Here is a 15982-nt window from a genome sequence, read left to right as displayed (position 1 = left end):
GCCCGGTTACATTCCGAACCCGGAAGCTAAGCCTTTCAGCGCCGATGGTACTGCAGGGGGGACCCTGTGGGAGAGTAGGACGCCGCCGAACAATCTTTCAAAGGACCCTTGGTCCTCAGCGTTCACGCTGAGGACCAAGGGTCCTTTTCGTTTTTGCACTTGATTACGTCGAAGCGCGGCCCTGGGCGGGTTGCGCGAGAATGACTAGCGGTACCCCGAAGACAGGAGTCACACCCATGTCCAACTCTCCCGACGATCGTCCGGAGCGCGAGCCCCGTCGCTACGACGGTGGTGACAGGGGCGGCTACCGCGGGGGCCGCGACGACCGCGGTGGCGACCGCGGCGGCTTCCGTCGTGACGACCGGGGCGGACGCCCCTCCGGCGGTGGTTTCCGCCGTGATGACCGTGGTGGCCGTCCGGCCGGCGGTGGTTTCCGCGGCCGTGACGACCGTGGTGGCGACCGTCCGTCCTTCCGCCGTGACGACCGGGGTGACCGTCCCAGCTACCCCCGCCGTGACGACGACCGTGGCGGCTTCCGTCGTGACGACCGGGGCGACCGTCCCAGCTTCCCCCGCCGCGATGACGAGCGCGGTGGTTTCCGCGGCCGTGACGACCGTGGTGGCGACCGTCCGTCCTTCCGCCGTGACGACCGCGGTGACCGGGGCGACCGTCCGTCGTTCCGTCGTGACGACCGGGGTGACCGTCCCAGCTACCCGCGCCGCGATGACGACCGTGGCGGCTTCCGCCGCGACGACCGCGGTGACCGGGGCGGCGACCGCGGTGGCTTCCGCGGCCGCGACGACCGCGGCGGCGACCGTCCGCCCTTCCGTCGTGACGACCGGGGCGACCGTCCCAGCTTCCCCCGCCGTGACGACGAGCGCGGTGGTTTCCGCGGCCGTGACGACCGCGGCGGCGACCGCCCCTCCTTCCGTCGCGACGACCGCGGCGACCGTCCCAGCTACCCGCGCCGTGACGACGAGCGCGGTGGTTTCCGCGGCCGTGACGACCGTGGTGGCGACCGTCCGTCCTTCCGCCGTGACGACCGCGGTGACCGGGGCGACCGTCCGTCGTTCCGTCGTGACGACCGGGGTGACCGTCCCAGCTACCCGCGCCGCGATGACGACCGTGGCGGCTTCCGCCGCGACGACCGCGGTGACCGGGGCGGCGACCGCGGTGGTTTCCGCGGCCGTGACGACCGTGGCGGCGACCGTCCGTCCTTCCGTCGTGACGACCGGGGCGACCGTCCCAGCTTCCCCCGCCGTGACGACGAGCGCGGTGGTTTCCGCGGCCGTGACGACCGCGGCGGCGACCGCCCCTCCTTCCGTCGCGACGACCGCGGCGACCGTCCCAGCTACCCGCGCCGCGATGACGACCGCGGTGGCTTCCGCCGCGACGACCGCGGTGACCGGGGCGGCGACCGCGGTGGTTTCCGCGGCCGCGATGACCGCGGTGGCGACCGTGGCGGGTTCCGGGGCCGTGACGACCGGGGCGGTGACCGTGGCGGCTACCGCGGCCGCGATGACCGCGGTGGCGATCGCGGTGGCTACCGCGGCCGTGACGAGCGGGACCGCGACTACCGCGACCGCAGCGACCGCGAGCCCGTCAAGCGGCTTCCGATCGACGAGGACGTCACCGGTGACGAGATCGACGCCGACGTGCGTCAGGAGCTCCTGAGCCTGCCCAAGGGCCTGGCCGAGGAGGTCTCCCGCAACCTGGTCATGGTCGCGCGCCTCATCGACGAGGACCCCGAGCAGGCGTACGCGTACTCGCGCATCGCCCTGCGGCTGGCCTCCCGCGTCGCCGCCGTCCGCGAGGCCGCCGGCTTCGCCGCGTACGCCACGCAGAAGTACAGCGAGGCGCTTGCCGAGTTCCGCGCCGCCAAGCGCATGACCGGCTCGGTCGAGCTGTGGCCCGTCATGGCCGACTGCGAGCGCGGCCTCGGCCGCCCGGAGCGCGCCCTGGCCATGGCCGGAGAGCCCGAGGTGCAGAAGCTGGACAAGGCCGGCCAGGTCGAGATGCGCCTCGTCGCCGCCGGGGCCCGGCGGGACATGGGGCAGCTGGACGCGGCCATCGTGACCCTCCAGAGCCCGGAGCTGGCCTCCAGCGCCGTCCAGCCGTGGACCGCGCGCCTGCGGTACGCGTACGCCGACGCCCTGCTCGCCGCCGGCCGCGAGGACGAGGCGCGCGACTGGTTCGCGAAGACCGTCGAGTCCGACAAGGACGGGGCCACCGACGCCTCCGACCGCCTCGCGGCCCTCGACGGGGTCGAGTTCGTCGACGCCATGGACGAGGACGAGGACGAGGACGACGCGGACTACGAGTCCGACGCCGCGGAGGTGGCGGCCGCCGAGGCCGCCTCCGACGTGACGGAGTACTACGACGAGGACGACGAGGAGTACGAGCCGGCGGAGTCCTCCGCGGCCGACGCCGACGCCGACGAGGCCGGCCGGCAGGACGCCGACAAGGCCTGACGGTCCGCGCGTGCCGGTCCTGAGGACGGCACCGTGAAGACGGCATGAAGAAGGGCGGCACCCCGGGAACGGGGGGCCGCCCTTCGCCGATTTCCGGGCCGGGCGCTCAGTCCAGGCTGCGCAGCACCAGGCCGGTGGCCGGCTTCGGGCCGAACGAGGTGGACTTGCGGGGCATCGTGACGCCCTGCCGGGCGAGTTCCCGTACGACCTCCTCGCGGACCGGGTGCATCAGCACCGCCGTGCCGCCGACCCGCTCCGCCATCTCCACGGTGGCCTCGGTGTCGTGGATGTACGTGATCTGCTCCGGGGAGTCCGGGACGTGCCACACGTGGTCGAGGAGGGTGGCGTGGAGGACGGTGGCGTCCAGGCGGCGCCAGGCCTCCGGGCGGTCCCGGCGCACCGTGCGCTCGATCAGCTCCGGATCCGGGTCGGTCACCAGGTGGAAGGCACCGTCCCCGGCGAGCAGGAAGGCGTTGCCCGCCGCGGCCGCCCTCGCCAGCTCCTCCATCGCGTGCGGCAGGGGCCCCTCGACGGTGCGGACGCGGAAGGAGCCCGCGAGGGCGGCCACCGCGTCCGCCACCGGCAGCTGCCGCAGCAGCCGGTGGATGGCGCGGACCTGGAGCGGGTAGCGGACCGTGTCCACGAGCAGCACCAGGCCGAAGTCCCAGGCGCCGGAACCCTCCTGCTCCGACTGCAGGCGCAGGTAGGTGGCCCAGCGGTGGTGGCCGTCGGCGATGAGGGCCTGGCGGCGGGCCAGATCGGCGGTGACCTGCGCCAGGTCCGCCGGATCGGTGACCGCCCACAGCCGGTGGCCGACCCCGTCCTCGGTGGTCGTGGACAGCAGGGGCTCCTGCCGCGCCGTCCGCTCGACCACCCCGCCCGCGCCCGCCTCCGCGTCCTCGCCCCGGTAGGTCAGGAGCAGCGGTTCGAGGTTGGCGGAGGTCGCGCGCATCAGGCCCGCGCGGTCCGCGACCACGTGCGGCATCACGTCCTCGTGCGGGAGCACGATGCCGGCCTCGGCGGGGGAGAGCTCCAGGGCGCCGATGACCCCGCGCTGGAGCAGATCGCCCTTGCGCTGCTCGTATACGTAGAGGGCGGGCTCGGGGTCGGCGCTGAGGACCCCCTCGGCCAGCCAGTCGCGGAGGGTCTGCGCGGCCTGCTCGTTGCGGGCCTCGGGGGTGGCCGCCTGCGGGAGGATCAGTCGGACGATGTTGTGCGGGTCCGCCGATTCGAGGTGGTTGAGGCCGTCCGGCCGCACCACGACGTCGTACGGCGGCGAGGTGACGGCGGCGAGGCTGCCGACCCGCTCGGGGACGTAGCGCAGTCCGGGGAAGGGGATCAGGCGCAGTCCCTGCTCAGCAGGCCGAGGTGTGGTCATTGATGCATGGTAAGTCGCGTCTCGGGATGCGGGATGATCGGGGGAGAAGTAGGGGAACGTACGCAGCCGCCGGGGTGCCGGGAGCCGTGCGTCGTCGCAGAGGAGTGCACAGGATGAGCCGCCGGAACAGGACCCGGCCCGCGGGCAGCGAGCGCAGCCTCCACCGGGCGTACGACACGGCCCTGCTGGATCTCGACGGGGTGGTCTACGCGGGCGGGCAGGCGATCGCGCACGCCGTGCCCTCCCTGGGTGCGGCCCGGGCCGCGGGCATGCACCTCGCGTACGTCACGAACAACGCGCTGCGCACCCCGGACGCGGTGGCCGAGCACCTCACCGAACTCGGCGTCCCGGCCGTCGCCGGGGACGTCATCACCTCCGCGCAGGCGGTGGCCCGGCTGATCTCCGAGCAGGTGCCGGCGGGCTCGAAGGTGCTCGTGATCGGCGGGGAGGGGCTGCGGGTCGCGCTGCGCGAGCGGGGTCTGGTGCCGGTGGACTCCGCCGACGACGGCCCGGTGGCGGTGGTGCAGGGCTACGGCGGTCCCGAGCTGCCCTGGGGCCGGTTCGCGGAGGCCTCGTACGCGATCGCGCGCGGGGTGCCGTGGTTCGCGTCCAACACGGACCTGACGATCCCGAGCGCGCGGGGCATCGCCCCCGGAAACGGGGCCGCGGTGGAAGTGGTGCGGATCGCGACGGGCGCCGAGCCGCAGGTGGCGGGCAAGCCGCTGCCGCCGATGCACCGCGAGACGATTCTGCGGACCGGAGCGCAGCGGCCGCTGGTGGTCGGGGACCGGCTGGACACGGACATCGAGGGGGCGTTCAACGGGGACGTGGACTCCCTGCTGGTGCTGACCGGGGTGACGGACGCGGCGCTGCTGCTGCGCGCGGAGCCGAAGTACCGGCCGACGTACGTGGACGCGGACCTGCGGGGACTGCTCACCGGGCAGCCGGAGGTGGTCGCCGCGGGCGCCGGGTTCCGCTGCGGGGCGTGGACGGCGCAGCAGAACGGGGACCGGCTGGAGCTGACCGGCGGGGGCGGGGCGCCGATGGACGGGCTGCGGGCGCTGTGCGCGGCTGCGTGGACGTACGCGGGGGAGGGCTCCTGCACGCTGGACGCGGGCAAGGCGCTGTCGGGGCTGGGGTTCTGACGGGGTGTCCCCGGAGGTCCCGCCCGCCGGGATCCCGATCCGATGATCATGCAGGAGGAAGAATTATTGCAGGGTAGGCTAACCTAACCTGCGTGTTGGTCGAGAGTCCCCCCGAACCGAGCGCCGCGCCCGCCGCCGTGCCCCGCTCCCGTCACGCGGTCCGCGCCGCGGGCCTGCTGGCAGCCGTGGGCGTGCTCGCCCTGATCGCCGTGGCGAGCGTGGCCGTCGGAGCCCGGCAGATGCCACTGGACCAGGTCTGGCACGGCCTCTTCCACTACTCCGGCACCGCGGACGACGTGGTCGTGCGCGACGTACGCGTCCCCCGCACGGTGCTCGGCCTGCTGGTCGGCACCGCGCTCGGCCTGTCCGGCGCGGTCATGCAGGCGCTGACCCGCAACCCGCTGGCCGAGCCCGGCATCCTCGGGGTGAACGCCGGGGCCGCGGCCGCCGTCGTCTCCGCGATCAGCTTCCTCGGGGCCTCCACCCTGAGCGAGTTCGTCTGGTACTCCTTCGCCGGCGCGGCACTCGTCTCGGTCCTCGTCTACGTGCTCGGCGGCAGCCGCAGCGCCACCCCGGTACGGCTGGCCCTCGCCGGCACGGCCGCCAGCGCGGCACTCGTCGGCTACATCAACGCCGTACAGCTCATGGACAGCGAAGCGCTGGACAAGCTGCGCTTCTGGACCGTCGGCTCGCTGGCCTCCGCGAACGGCGAGACCATCCGGCAGGTCGCCCCCTTCATCGCGGTCGGCGCCCTGCTCGCCCTGAGCCTGGGACGGCCTCTCAACGCCATGGCCATGGGCGACGACACGGCCCGCGCCCTCGGCGCCCACCTGACCCGCACCCGCATCGGCGCCATGGCGGCCATCACCCTGCTCTGCGGGGCGGCCACCGCCGCCTGCGGCCCGATCGTCTTCATCGGGCTGATGATCCCGCACTTCGCCCGGCTGCTCACCGGCCCCGACATGCGCTGGCTGCTCGCCTACTCGGCGGTGCTCTCACCCGTGCTGCTGCTCGGCGCCGACGTGCTGGGGCGGGTCGTGGCCCGGCCCTCGGAGCTCCAGGTCGGCATCGTCACCGCGCTCATCGGCGGCCCCGTCTTCATCCACCTGGTACGGCGCAAGAGGATGGCCCAGCTGTGACCGTGAAACTGCGGGCCGGCACCCCCCGGCCGCGGACCCTGCGCGCCCCCGGCGGGATCTCGCTGCGCATCGAGCCCCGGGCCGTGGCCGCGGGCGTCCTGCTGACGGCGGCCGCGCTGCTCGCCGCCGTCGTGCTCATCGGCACCGGGGACTTCGACATCGCACCCGCGGACGTCGTCAAGACCCTTATGGGCAACGGCAACCCCGCCGACGAGTTCATCGTCAACGACCTGCGGCTGCCGCGCGCGCTGGTCGGGCTGCTGGTCGGCGCCGCCCTCGGCATGGCCGGAGCGGTCTTCCAGTCCGTCACCCGCAACCCGCTCGCCTCGCCCGACATCCTCGGCTTCAGCTACGGCTCGGCCGTCGGCGCGCTCACCGCCATCGTGCTCTTCCACGCCGGGGCCCTCGCCGTGGCCGGCGGCGCGCTCGTCGGCGGCGTGCTCGCCGGCATCGCCGTCTACCTGCTGTCGTGGAAGCAGGGGGTGCACGGCTACCGGATGGTGCTCGTCGGCATCGGCTGCTCGGCCATGCTGCTCTCCGTCATCCAGTACCTGCTGACCAAGGCCCAGTACGTGGACGCCGCCCGGGCCACGGTCTGGCTCACCGGCTCCCTCGCCGGCCGGGACTGGGCCCAGGTCTGGCCGCTGCTGGCCACCTGCGCCGTGCTCTTCCCGCTGGTCCTCGGCCGGAGCCGGGCGCTGCGGATGATGGAGATGGGCGACGACGCGGCCGCCGCCCTCGGCATCCGCGTCGAGCGGACCCGGATGCTGCTCATGCTCGCCGCCGTCCTGCTGACCACCGCCGCGGGCGCCGCTGCCGGCCCCATCTCCTTCGTGGCGCTGGCCGCACCCCAGCTCGCCCGCCGGCTCACCCGCTCGGCAGGCCCCAACCTGCTGTCCTCGGCCGTCATGGGCGCCGTCCTGCTCCTGGCCTCGGACTGGGCCGCCCAGCGGGCCTTCGGCGCCGACCAGCTGCCCGTGGGCGTGGTCACCGGCCTCGTCGGCGGCCTCTACCTGCTCTGGCTGCTGGTCACCGAGCGCAAGGCGGGGCGCATCTGATGGCACGGCACATGCCCGCCGGGCAGGCGCAGGGTTCAAGCGATTCAAGGAGTACGGAAGTGCAGCGGCTCAGCGCGGAGAACGTCACGCTCGGCTACGACCAGCGGGTCATCGCCGAGAACCTGTCGGTGGAGATCCCCGACCACTCCTTCACGGTGATCGTGGGGCCCAACGCCTGCGGGAAGTCCACGCTGCTGCGGGCCCTCTCCCGGATGCTGAAGCCGTCCGCCGGGCGGGTGCTCCTCGACGGCCAGGCCATCGGCTCCCTGCCCGCCAAGAAGGTGGCCCGGACCCTCGGCCTGCTCCCGCAGTCCTCCATCGCACCCGACGGCATCACGGTGGCCGACCTCGTCGCCCGCGGCCGCTACCCGCACCAGGGCCTGCTGCGCCAGTGGTCCCCGGAGGACGAGCGGATCGTGCAGGAGTCCATGGCCTCGACCGGGGTCGCCGAACTCGCCGGCCGCTCCGTGGACGAACTCTCCGGCGGGCAGCGTCAGCGGGTGTGGATCGCGATGGCCCTCGCCCAGCAGACCCCGCTGCTGCTGCTCGACGAGCCGACCACGTACCTCGACATCCAGCACCAGATCGACGTGCTCGACCTGTGCGCGGAGCTCCACGAGGAGCAGGGCCGGACCCTGGTGGCCGTCCTCCACGACCTCAACCACGCCGCCCGCTACGCCACCCACCTGATCGCCATGCGCGGCGGCCGGGTCGTGGCCGAGGGCCCGCCCTCGGAGATCGTCACCGCCGCACTCGTCGAGGAGGTCTTCGGGCTGCGCTGCCAGATCATCGACGACCCGGAGACCGGTACCCCGCTCGTGGTCCCGGCGGCCCGGCAGGCCCGCGGGAAGGCGCCGGCGGCTGCCACGGCCTCCTGAGGGCGCCCGCGGCCCCGGACCGGGAGCCGGCCGCTACAGCAGGGCCCTGAGGCGCAGCAGATCGCGGAAGCCGGCCTCCAGCCGGATCCGGCCCGACGCCCAGGCCTTCGCGAAGTTCAGCTCCCCGCCGACCACCGCCACCAGGTCGTCCCCGGTCATCGCGAGGCGGATCGCCGCCTTCTCGCGGGGCGGTCCGGGCTCGGTGGCGTCCACGTGGATCCGGCCGTCGGCCAGCCGCCCCCGGAAGGTCGTGTCCAGGTCGGTGACGTGGCAGCTCAGCGAGCGGTTCAGCGCGGCCGCGCTGCGCACCTCGCCCTCGGCGCGCGCCATGCTGCCGGCCAGCCTGTCGAGGGCGTCCCGGCACTCTTCGATCGTTGCCATCGTGATCCCGACCGTACCCCAGGGCGGGGGCGCACGACCCGGCGGAGTACCACCGGGCCGGGGCGCTTCGGGGTAGCGTCGGGGCATGAACGACTCGCAGCCCGGGCCGGGACCCGGCCCCGCCGCGCCCGGCACGCCCGCGTCGGAAGGCGTACCCGCTCCGGAGGGCGTACCCGCTCCGGAGGGCGTACCCCTGCCGGAGGACGCGTACGGGCCGGACGGAGAGCCGGTGGAGGGCTCCGGCTCCGGGCCTGCCGCGCCCCTGCCCCTCGGGGTGCCGCGCACCCCCACCGGGCGGCCCGAGACCGACGCCCTGCTGGCGCGGCTGGCCGACGCCGACCACCTCCCGGCGGACGGACACGTCGAGGTGTACGAGGATGTGCACAGGGGACTGCGTGACGCGCTGACCGCGCTCGACGCCGACCCCGTCTGATGTCCGTACGAAAACAGGAGCTGAACCGAACGTGGCAGGAGTGGCACGCCGCCGCCTGGACGCCGAACTGGTGCGCCGCAAGATGGCCCGCTCGCGGGAGCACGCGGCGCAGCTGATCGCCGCGCGGCGGGTCACCGTCGGCGGCACCACCGCGACGAAGGCCGCCACCCAGGTCGAGACCAGCGCCGCCCTCGTCGTCCTCGCCGACGACAGCGACCCGGACTACGTCTCCCGCGGCGGCCACAAGCTGGCCGGGGCCCTGGCGGCCTTCGTCCCGCAGGGGCTCGAGGTGGCGGGCCGGCGGGCGCTCGACGCGGGCGCCTCGACGGGCGGCTTCACCGACGTGCTGCTGCGCGCCGGCGTGGCGCACGTGGTCGCCGTGGACGTGGGCTACGGGCAGCTGGCCTGGTCGCTGCAGAGCGACGAGCGGGTCACCGTGAAGGACCGCACCAACGTGCGCGAGCTGACCCTGGAGCAGATCGACGGGATCCCGGTGGACCTGGTCGTCGGCGACCTGTCCTTCATCTCGATCGGCCTGGTGCTGCCCGCCCTGGTGCGCTGCACGGCCCCCGGCGCCGACCTGGTCCTGATGGTGAAGCCGCAGTTCGAGGTGGGCAAGGAGCGGCTGGGCAGCGGCGGGGTGGTCCGCAGCCCCGAGCTGCGGGCCGAGGCCGTGCGCGAGGTGGCCCGGCAGGCGGGGGAGCTGGGCCTGGGGGTGCTCGGAGTGACTGCGAGCCCCCTCCCCGGACCTTCGGGGAATGTCGAATACTTTCTGTGGCTGCGGGCGGGGGCACCGGCACTCGACCCGGCGGATGTTGACCGTGCTGTGGCGGAGGGGCCGCGTTGACGAGTTCAGGGGCAGTGTCGTCAGGGACCGGGGTGTCGGGGACCGGGGTGCCGGAGGCGCCCGAGGCCGCGGGGGACCAGCAGGAGGGGGCCGGGGCTCCGCGCACCGTCTTCCTGCTGGCGCACACCGGCCGGCCGGCCGCGATCCGCAGCGCCGAGCTGGTCGTCAAGGGACTGCTGCGCTGCGGCCTGGGGGTCCGGGTACTGGACTACGAGGCCGCGGACCTGCCGCTGCCCGACTCCGTCGAGCTGGTCTCCGAGACCACCCCGGGGGTGCTCGACGGCTGTGAGCTGCTGATCGTCCTCGGCGGGGACGGCACGCTGCTGCGCGGCGCCGAGTTCGCCCGCGCCTCCGGCGTGCCCATGCTCGGGGTCAACCTCGGCCGGGTCGGCTTCCTCGCCGAGGCCGAGCGGGACGACCTCGACAAGGTGGTCGACCGGGTGGTCGCCAAGTCGTACGAGGTCGAGGAGCGGATGACCCTCGACGTGGTCGTGCGCACCAACGGGGACGTGGTCCACACCGACTGGGCGCTCAACGAGGCCGCCGTCCAGAAGGTGTCCCCCGAGCGGATGCTCGAAGTGGTCCTGGAGATCGACGGGCGGCCCGTGACCGGCTTCGGCTGCGACGGGATCGTCTGCGCCACCCCCACCGGTTCCACCGCGTACGCCTTCTCCGCGGGCGGGCCCGTGGTCTGGCCGGAGGTCGAGGCCCTGCTCATGGTCCCGATCAGCGCCCACGCGCTGTTCGCGAAGCCGCTGGTGACCTCCCCGGACTCGGTGCTCGCCGTCGAGGTGCAGACCGGGACCCCGCACGGGGTGCTGTGGTGCGACGGGCGGCGGACCCTGGAGCTGCCCGCCGGGGCCCGGGTGGAAGTCCGCCGGGGCGCCGTCCCGGTCCGGCTGGCCCGGCTGCACCACGCCTCGTTCACGGACCGCCTGGTCGCGAAGTTCGCCCTGCCGGTCTCGGGCTGGCGCGGGGCGCCGCACTAGCGGCTCGGCGCGGGAGGGCCGGGGCGCGGCGGACCATTCCAACGACTCCGGGGCGAGCCGCGTCACACCGGGCGGAAGGTTCCGCCCGAACGGTGACGGGTCACGCGGCGCGGTCGCATGCCGCCGGGCAAATCTCGGTAAGGTCTGGGACGTGCTTGAGGAGATGCGGATACGGTCGCTCGGGGTCATCGACGACGCAGTGGTCGAGCTGTCACCCGGTTTCACCGCGGTGACCGGTGAGACCGGCGCGGGCAAGACCATGGTCGTCACCAGCCTCGGACTGCTGCTCGGCGGCCGGGCGGACCCGGCCCTGGTCCGGATCGGCGCGAAGGCCGCCGTGGTCGAGGGCCGGATCGTCATGCGCCCGGACGCCCCCGCCGCGGTGCGGGCCGAGGAGGCCGGCGCCGAGCTGGACGAGGGCGCGCTGCTGATCAGCCGCACCGTCTCCGCCGAGGGCCGCTCGCGGGCCTACCTGGGCGGCCGATCGGTGCCCGTCGGCGTGCTCGGCGAGCTCGCGGACGAGCTGGTGGCCGTCCACGGCCAGACCGACCAGCAGGGCCTGCTGCGGCCCGCCCGGCAGCGCCAGGCCCTGGACCGCTACGCCGGCGACGCGGTGGCCGTCCCGCTGGAGAAGTACGCGGGCGCCTACCGCCGGCTGAAGGCCGTGGCCACCGAACTGGACACCCTGACCACCCGGGCCCGGGAGCGGGCCCAGGAGGCCGACCTGCTGCGCTTCGGGCTCGACGAGATCGCCGCGGTCGAGCCGCGCGCCGGCGAGGACGCCGAACTCGCGGCGGAGGCGGAGCGCCTCGGCCACGCCGAGTCCCTGGCCTCGGCCGCCGCCGTCGCGCACGCCGCGCTCGCGGGCAACCCGGAGGACCCCGAGGGGGTGGACGCCAACACGCTCGTGGCCGGTGCGCACCGCGCGCTGGAGACCGTACGGTCCCATGACCCCGCCCTCGGCGCGCTGGCCGAGCGGATCGGCGAGCTGGGCATCCTGCTCGCGGACGTCTCCGGGGAACTCGCCGGGTACGCCGACGACCTGGACGCGGACCCGCTCCGGCTGGCCGCCGTCGAGGAGCGGCGGGCCGCGCTCACCCAGCTGACCCGCAAGTACGGCGCCGACGGCGAGGGCGTCGCCGGGGTGCTGGAGTGGGCCGAGCGGGGCGCCGCCCGGCTGACGGAGCTCGACGGGGACGACGACCGGATCGCGGAGCTGACCGCCGAGCGCGACGGGCTGCGGGCCGAACTGTCCGGGCTCGCCCAGGCGCTGACGGACGCGCGGGCCGCGGCCGCCGAGCAGTTCGCCGCCGCCGTCACCGCCGAGCTGGCCTCCCTCGCGATGCCGCACGCCCGGGTCACCATCGACATCCGCCAGACCGAGGTCCCGGAAGCCGCCGACGGGGTGGAGGTCGGCGGCCGGGCCGTCGCCTTCGGGCCCACCGGCGCGGACGAGGTGGAACTGCTGCTCGCCCCGCACCCCGGCGCCCAGCCGCGGCCCATCGCCAAGGGGGCCTCCGGCGGTGAGCTCTCCCGGGTGATGCTGGCCGTGGAGGTGGTGTTCGCCGGCTCCGACCCGGTGCCCACGTACCTCTTCGACGAGGTGGACGCGGGCGTCGGCGGCAAGGCGGCCGTCGAGGTGGGCCGCCGGCTCGCCAAGCTCGCCAAGTCCGCGCAGGTGGTGGTCGTCACGCACCTGCCGCAGGTGGCCGCCTTCGCCGACCGGCAGCTGCTCGTCGAGAAGACCAACGACGGGTCCGTGACCCGCAGCGGGGTCACCGTCCTGGAGGGCGAGGACCGGGTGCGGGAGCTGTCGCGGATGCTCGCGGGCCAGGAGGACTCGCAGACCGCCCGCGCGCACGCCGAGGAACTCCTCGCGGCGGCACGCGCGGACGCGTGACACGGTGCACCGGGGCCGCGTATCACCCATGTGGGTGATAGCTGGAGGGGTGTGACGGGATCCCGTACGGGATCCGCACCCGGACGGCCGCGGAACGCGCGTGCGGACTGGCATCCTGGGCGCGTCTCTTCTCCCTCACCCAGGAGCTCCGGCACGTGAGCAGCACACCGGTTCCGCCGTACGGGCGCCCGCCGTTGCGCACCGTCCAGGTGCTCGGCGGCGGCAGCGCGGGCAGCAGCGCGCACGTCCGGTCGCTGGCCACCGGCCTGGCCGCGCGAGGCGTACGGGTCACCGTCTGCGCGCCCGTCGAGACCGAGGGGGAGTACGACTTCACCGGCGCGGGCGCGCAGTTCACCCCGGCCGCCGTGAGCGCCCTGCGCGCCGCGTGCGCCGGGGCGGACATCGTCCACGCGCACGGGCTGCACGCCGGCATGCGGGCTGCGCTGGCCCTGCGCGGCCGCCCGGCCCCGCTGGTGGTGACCTGGCACGCGGGACCCGCCGCCGAAGGCCCGCTGGGGCAGCTCACGCGGATGCTGGAGCGGCGGGTGGCGCGGGCGGCCGCGGTGGTGCTCGGGACCTCCTCCGACCAGGTGGACCGGGCCCGGCTGCGCGGGGCGCGCGACGCCCGGCTGGCCCCCGTGACGGTGCCGGGGGCGCGGTGGCCGGTCGCCCGCGGGCAGGAGGCCAAGGCGCGGGCCGATCTGGGCGCGGTGGAGCGGCCGCTCGTCATCGCCGTGGGCAGCCTGGTGCCGCGCCGCGGCTATCCGGTGCTGCTGGATGCGGCCCGGGCCTGGCGGCGGCTGGATCCCGTACCGCTGCTCGTGATCGCGGGGGAGGGGCCGCAGCGGGCCGGGCTGGCGCGGCGGATCGAGGCCGAGGGGCTGCCGGTGCGGCTGCTGGGGCGGCGGGACGACGTGACGGAGCTGCTGGCCGCGGCGGACGTCGCGGTGCTGCCCAGCCGCTGGGAGGCCCGCTCGCTGCTGGCGCAGGAGGCGCTGCGGCTGGGCGTGCCGCTGGTGGCCACGGCCGTCGGCGGGGTGCCGGAACTCGTGGGGGACGCGGCGGTGCTGGTGCCGTACGGGGATGCGGCGGCGCTGAGCGGGGCGGTGGCGGGGCTGCTGGCCGACCCCGGGCGGCGGGCGGCGCTGGCGGCGGCGGGGCCGGAGCAGGCGGGGACCTGGCCGACGGAGGACGAGACGGTGGCGCAGGTGCTGTCCGTGTACGACGAGTTGGCCGAGCGGGTGCGGTAGGCGGGGCGGGGCGGCGGGGCGCCGGCCGGGGGCCGCCGACGGCTGCCTGCCGTGGTCCGGGCCCGCCGGCCGCTGCGCGGTGCGTCTTCCCCACCCCGCCCCTTCCCGAAGCGGGGGCTCCGCCCCCACACCCCCGCGCCTCAAACGCCGGCGGGGCTGGGAGGGGCACCCTCGGGCGGGGCGGGGCTGGGAGTGGCGCCCCCTCGGGCGGGCCTGGGCTGGGAGGGGCGCCCTCCGGCGGGTGTGGGGCTGGGGAGGGCCACCCCCTCGGGCGGGGCGGGGCTGGGAGGGGCGCCCTCCGGCGGGTGTGGGGCTGGGGAGGGCCACCCCCTCGGGCGGGGCGGGGCTGGGAGGGGCGCCCTCCGGCGGGTGTGGGGCTGGGGAGGGCCACCCCCTCGGGCGGGCCTGGGCTGGGAGGGGCGCCCTCCGGCGGGTGTGGGGCTGGGGAGGGCCACCCCCTCGGGCGGGCCTGGGCTGGGAGGGGTGCCCTCCGGCGGGTGTGGGGCTGGGGAGGGGCACCCCCTCCGGCGGGTGCGGGGCTGTGGAGGGGCGCCCTCGGGCGGGTGCGGGCACCCCCTCGGGCGGGTGCGGGGTGGGGTCAGGCTGGTGGGGGCCAGGTGGCCAGGGTCATGTCGACCAGGCGGTGGAGTTCCGCGGCGGAGGCGCCGCTCGCGGCCTGGACGGCGATGCCGTACGAGACGGTCTTGACGTGGCGGGCCAGGTCGGCGGGGTCGCGGTCCGCGGGCAGGTCGCCCTCTTCCTGCGCCCGCCGGTAGCGCGCGCACAGCTGCCGCTCGCCCTCCGCCCGCAGCCGGGCGAGCTCCTCGCGCAGGGCCTCCCCCTGCGGCCCGGTGGCCAAGGCGCCCTGGACGACCAGGCAGCCCGCCGACGGGTTCTCCTCCGAGGTGCAGACCCGGACGGTCCCGCGCAGCAGGTGCTCGGTGACGGCGTAGGCGGTGGGCTCGGCGAGCGCCGCGTCGGCGTGCCGGGCCGGTCCGGCGGTGTAGTGCGCGACGGCCTTGCGGAACAGGGCCTCCTTGTTGCCGTAGGCGGCGTAGAGGCTCGGGCGGCTGATGCCCATGGCCGCGGTGAGGTCGGCGAGGCCTGCGCCCTCGTACCCCTGGCTCCAGAAGACGCGCATGGCGCGGTCGAGGCGTTCGTCGAGGTCGAACGCGCGGGGTCGTCCCATGGCCATCGCAGTCCGCCTCCGTGGTCCTCGGCCGTTCTTCCGGCCCGCGTTGACTTGTGTACCGATCGATATAGTACCGTGGCCGCAGTTCAATACCGATCGGTACAGAAATGGGGAGTTCTGGTGCGCGCACACGACGAGCGGCTCGGCAGTCTGGCGGGGAAGGTCGCCCTGGTGACCGGGGGATCCCGGGGGATCGGCGCGGCCACCGCCCGGGCCCTCGCGGCCGAGGGGGCGGCCGTGGCCATCAGCCACTCCGCCTCCGCGGACCGGGCGGAGGCGGTGGCGGCCGAACTGCGGGCCACCGGGGTGCGGGCGGCGGTCTACCGCGCCGACCAGGCGGAGCCGGAGGAGGTGGCCGGGCTGGTGGAGGCCGTGGCCGCGGACTTCGGGCGGCTGGACATCCTGGTGAACAACGCGGGCGTGTTCGTCGCCGGGGCGACCGACGACCCGGCGGCCGACCGCAAGGCGCTGGAGCGCCAGTTCGCCGTCAACGTCGGCGGGGTCGCCGCCGGGATCCGGGCCGCGGCCGAGGTGATCGGGGAGGGCGGCCGGATCATCACGGTCGGCTCCAACCTGGCCGCCCGGCCGGGACAACCCGGAGTCGCCGACTACGCGGCCACCAAGGCGGCGCTCATCGGCTACAGCAAGGGCGCGGCCCGGGACCTGGCACCTCGTGGGATCACCGTCAACGTGGTGCAGTCCGGGTCCGTCGCCACGGAGATGAACCCGGAGGACGGCCCGCACTCCGACCACCAGCGGGCCGCCAACGCCATGGGGCGCTACGGGCGCCCCGAGGAGATCGCGGCCGGCATCGTGTTCCTGGCCGGGCCGGGCGCCTCGTTCGTCACCGGGGCGGTCCTGGACATCGACGGCGGCTACGGGGCCTGACGTCCGACCCCGACCGGCCCGGCGGCGCGGCCT

14 protein-coding genes, 1 rRNA gene and 1 pseudogene are annotated in these 15982 nt (G+C 75.4%); 13 read left to right on the top strand and 3 right to left on the bottom strand.

Features of this window, described 5'->3' with window-relative positions:
* The 3 genes and pseudogenes from rrf to ACZ407_RS11590 all read left to right on the top strand — a co-directional run.
* Positions 1-91: ribosomal RNA gene (rrf, locus tag ACZ407_RS11600) — 5S ribosomal RNA — on the top strand; the annotation flags it as partial.
* Positions 92-260: 169 nt separating this feature from the next.
* Positions 261-1595: pseudogene (locus ACZ407_RS11595) on the top strand (hypothetical protein); the annotation flags it as partial.
* Positions 1596-1655: 60 nt separating this feature from the next.
* The gene (locus ACZ407_RS11590) at positions 1656-2471 is read left to right on the top strand and encodes a tetratricopeptide repeat protein (RefSeq protein WP_468127604.1); all 816 of its coding nucleotides are present in this window, start codon (positions 1656-1658) and stop codon (positions 2469-2471) included.
* Positions 2472-2577: 106 nt separating this feature from the next.
* On the opposite strand, the gene ACZ407_RS11585 is transcribed toward ACZ407_RS11590, so the two are convergent.
* Positions 2578-3849, bottom strand: a complete 1272-nt coding sequence (locus tag ACZ407_RS11585) for a DUF1015 domain-containing protein (protein WP_468127576.1) — start codon at positions 3847-3849, stop codon at positions 2578-2580.
* Positions 3850-3962: 113 nt separating this feature from the next.
* Between ACZ407_RS11585 and ACZ407_RS11580 the strand changes: the two genes are divergently transcribed.
* The 4 genes from ACZ407_RS11580 (at position 3963) to ACZ407_RS11565 (ending at position 8069) form a co-directional block, all read left to right on the top strand.
* Positions 3963-4994 carry an HAD hydrolase-like protein gene (locus ACZ407_RS11580; RefSeq protein WP_468127575.1) on the top strand — a complete coding sequence of 344 codons (1032 nt, stop codon included), beginning with the start codon at positions 3963-3965 and terminating at the stop codon, positions 4992-4994.
* A gap of 92 nt (positions 4995-5086) precedes the next feature.
* On the top strand, positions 5087-6133 hold the full coding sequence (locus ACZ407_RS11575; RefSeq protein ID WP_468127574.1) for a FecCD family ABC transporter permease: 1047 nt from the start codon (positions 5087-5089) through the stop codon (positions 6131-6133).
* A complete protein-coding gene (locus ACZ407_RS11570; protein ID WP_468127572.1) occupies positions 6130-7191 on the top strand; it encodes a FecCD family ABC transporter permease in 1062 nt (353 codons plus the stop codon). Before ACZ407_RS11575 ends, ACZ407_RS11570 begins: the two co-directional genes overlap by 4 nt.
* A complete protein-coding gene (locus ACZ407_RS11565) occupies positions 7191-8069 on the top strand; it encodes an ABC transporter ATP-binding protein (RefSeq protein ID WP_468127570.1) in 879 nt (292 codons plus the stop codon). The genes ACZ407_RS11570 and ACZ407_RS11565 overlap by 1 nt, the downstream gene beginning before the upstream one ends.
* 33 nt (positions 8070-8102) lie before the next feature.
* On the opposite strand, the gene ACZ407_RS11560 is transcribed toward ACZ407_RS11565, so the two are convergent.
* Complete coding sequence (locus ACZ407_RS11560) at positions 8103-8450, bottom strand: sterol-binding protein (RefSeq protein ID WP_468127568.1); 348 nt, start codon at positions 8448-8450, stop codon at positions 8103-8105.
* Positions 8451-8535: 85 nt separating this feature from the next.
* On the opposite strand from ACZ407_RS11560, the gene ACZ407_RS11555 reads away from it, so the two are divergent.
* From ACZ407_RS11555 to ACZ407_RS11535, 5 genes are all read left to right on the top strand, one after another.
* Positions 8536-8883 carry a hypothetical protein gene (locus tag ACZ407_RS11555; protein WP_468127566.1) on the top strand — a complete coding sequence of 116 codons (348 nt, stop codon included), beginning with the start codon at positions 8536-8538 and terminating at the stop codon, positions 8881-8883.
* A 31-nt stretch (positions 8884-8914) separates the two neighbouring features.
* Positions 8915-9730 (top strand): TlyA family RNA methyltransferase, encoded by an 816-nt coding sequence (locus ACZ407_RS11550; RefSeq protein WP_468127564.1) that lies wholly within the window; start codon positions 8915-8917, stop codon positions 9728-9730.
* Between the two features lie 47 nt (positions 9731-9777).
* Positions 9778-10719: an NAD kinase gene (locus tag ACZ407_RS11545; protein WP_468127602.1), complete on the top strand. Its 942-nt coding sequence runs from the start codon at positions 9778-9780 to the stop codon at positions 10717-10719.
* Between the two features lie 163 nt (positions 10720-10882).
* On the top strand, positions 10883-12619 hold the full coding sequence (gene recN, locus ACZ407_RS11540; protein ID WP_468127600.1) for a DNA repair protein RecN: 1737 nt from the start codon (positions 10883-10885) through the stop codon (positions 12617-12619).
* Positions 12620-12774: 155 nt separating this feature from the next.
* The gene (locus tag ACZ407_RS11535) at positions 12775-13869 is read left to right on the top strand and encodes a glycosyltransferase family 4 protein (RefSeq protein WP_468127562.1); all 1095 of its coding nucleotides are present in this window, start codon (positions 12775-12777) and stop codon (positions 13867-13869) included.
* Positions 13870-14467: 598 nt separating this feature from the next.
* Here ACZ407_RS11535 and ACZ407_RS11530 read toward each other — a convergent pair.
* A complete protein-coding gene (locus ACZ407_RS11530) occupies positions 14468-15064 on the bottom strand; it encodes a TetR/AcrR family transcriptional regulator (protein ID WP_468127560.1) in 597 nt (198 codons plus the stop codon).
* A 117-nt stretch (positions 15065-15181) separates the two neighbouring features.
* Here ACZ407_RS11530 and ACZ407_RS11525 point away from each other — a divergent pair, with 117 nt between their 5' ends.
* A complete protein-coding gene (locus ACZ407_RS11525; protein ID WP_468127558.1) occupies positions 15182-15949 on the top strand; it encodes an SDR family NAD(P)-dependent oxidoreductase in 768 nt (255 codons plus the stop codon).
* Positions 15950-15982 lie beyond the last annotated feature (33 nt).

This window comes from Streptomyces sp. NPDC030809 (genome assembly GCF_055572195.1).
The sequence above is the reverse complement of the archived record's forward strand: the minus strand, read 5'-3'. Positions and strand labels throughout refer to the sequence as shown.